Source organism: Limnospira sp. PMC 1279.21, assembly GCF_032349615.1.
GTDB lineage: Bacteria > Cyanobacteriota > Cyanobacteriia > Cyanobacteriales > Microcoleaceae > Limnospira > Limnospira fusiformis.
On sequence record NZ_JARPLU010000335.1, the window covers coordinates 1 to 2,194 of the forward strand.

Here is a 2,194-nt window from a genome sequence, read left to right on the forward strand (position 1 = left end):
GCCATGGATTCCGTTCTCAAAGCTGCGTCCTAACCACCTTGACTAATGCTATACAACGAAACACCTACTCTTCCCCTTGCTCTTTTGAGCGCAGCGTGTCAACCTATTTCGCTACTTATAGTTTACGATGGTTCAAGTCGGAACATTCAGATTTCCTTAGTCATGGATGGTTGGCAGTGGTCGGATTGTTGGGAATAGGTTTCCCTCACGCCTTCCGTTCCCCGCTTCTATCCCAGGGTTGTGAATCCTGAAACTGGGGGTGGCTATCGCCGTCACTCTTTCCCGCAATCGCCCTAATTGGTTTTAATACTCCTTCTTGTAGTCGTTGGGTATTCGATTTGATTTGCGGAATTGACCTTGAGTTCCCAGCCTTGCTTTCGCTGTTGGGACATATAAACAGTTATGGGGATGGTCAGAGTCGAGCCTCTTATATTCAGCCAAGGGGCTGAAATACCCACCAGGGGGTTATTTCGGGTATTGCAACTTTATTTAATGCCTGAATGTCTCGCACCGCTGCTTACTATTTACGATGGTTCAAGTCGGAACATTCAGATTTCCTTAGTCATGGATGGTTGGCAGTGGTCGTTTTTGGTAGTAGGTTCTACTTCACGCCTTCCGTTCCCCGCTTCTATCCCAGGGTTGTGAATCCTGAAACTGGGGGTGGCTATCGCCGTTACTCTTTCCCACATTCGCCCAAGTGGTTTTAATACTCCTCCTTATGGTATAATTGAGCATTACGATTTCTTTGTGGGATTGACCTTGAGTTCCCTGCCCTACTTAGATTCCTCCAAGCGTCGGGACATATAAACAGTTATGGGAATGGTCAGGAGTGCACTCCTTATATTCAACCAAGGGGTTGAAGTACCCTCCAGACAGTTATTTCAGCATTGCAGCCTTATTTCATGCCTGAACGTCTCGCACAACTATCATAGTAAATCATGGGTTTCCAACCCCGTGCTTCCAGCACGGCTTTACATTGGAGACACTTCTCACTAAAATACACATAGTTCTAGTGAGAAGCTATGTACCTGACTCAAAAGAACCAGATACGAGGACTTCCAGTGCGAGAGTTGAAAGCCTTGGGGGAACTCTGCCGACTGAGTAAAAATCTCTACAATGTAGGAATTTACACTCAATGGCAGTATTACTTCCAAGATGGGAAACATCTTTGCTACGAGTCCAACTATCACTACTGTAAGGGAAACTCGAACTATAAACGGTTGAACACCGATATAGCCCAACAAACTCTTAAAGTAGTCGATCGCACTTTTCGGAGCTTCTACCGTTTGAGCCAGGCCCTCAAAGAGGAGACCTTTCCACAGAAAGTTAGACTCCCTCACTACCGGCCCAAAGACGCTTATTTCGTCCGGATTAGGCCGAGGGTTAAAATCAAGGACGGAAAATTTAGAGTTCCCGTGTCTCTCGACTTGGGCAACTGGCGGGGCGAAATTTGGATTCCTTTCCCGGAAAGAATCGCTCCCGACACTCTCAAGGAAGTTCGGATTCACCCTCGATATAACGCCCGTTTTTTTGACGTGGAGTTTATTTACGAGGTGGAAGCAACTCCCGTTCCCACCGAACCCGATACGGCTCTAGAGATCGATATCGGACTTGACAATCTGGCTACTTGCGTCGATACCAACGGGGCATCCTTTATCGTGGATGGCAAAAAACTGAAATCCCTTAACCGTTGGTACAACAAAGAGAACGCCCGACTGCAATCGATTAAAGATTTGCAGAAAATCGAGGGAATAAAGGAGCGCCAGACTAGGGTAACGCGGAATCGCCATAGCAAGGTTAGGGATTATCTCAACAAAGCCGCCCGTTACATTGTTAATCACTGTATCGAGAACCGAATCGCGAAAATTGTGGTAGGTTTTAACGTCGGTATCAAGCCGGAGATTAATATCGCCAGCCCCAATAACCAGAACTTCCTTCAAATTCCCCACGCCAGTTTTAGAGCTAAACTGAAAGCATTGCGGGGGAGATACGGTATCTCCTACGTTGAACAGGAGGAATCGTATACTTCTAAAGCTAGTTTTCCTATTGGGGGATAAATTGCCGAAACACCGATAAACCGAGAGAGTATGATTTAATCTCAAATTAGGTTAATATTTTAGGGCAATATGGTATAATAAGCGAGAAGAGTTGAGGATAAACCTATTGCCAGATATGTCAAACCCAAGGAAGCCGA

Annotated in this window: 1 protein-coding gene; it reads left to right on the plus strand. The window is 46.0% G+C overall.

Annotation, left to right across the window (positions count from 1 at the left end):
* Positions 1–1,022: 1,022 nt before the first annotated feature.
* Positions 1,023–2,057, plus strand: coding sequence for an RNA-guided endonuclease TnpB family protein (locus P5683_RS24320; protein ID WP_006625941.1), 1,035 nt, complete (start codon positions 1,023–1,025; stop codon positions 2,055–2,057).
* Positions 2,058–2,194 lie beyond the last annotated feature (137 nt).

Excerpts from the sequence above, each read along its gene's own strand:
- P5683_RS24320 (WP_006625941.1), top strand. The coding sequence starts at position 1,023 with ATGTACCTGACTCAAAAGAACCAGATACGAGGACTTCCAGTGCGAGAG.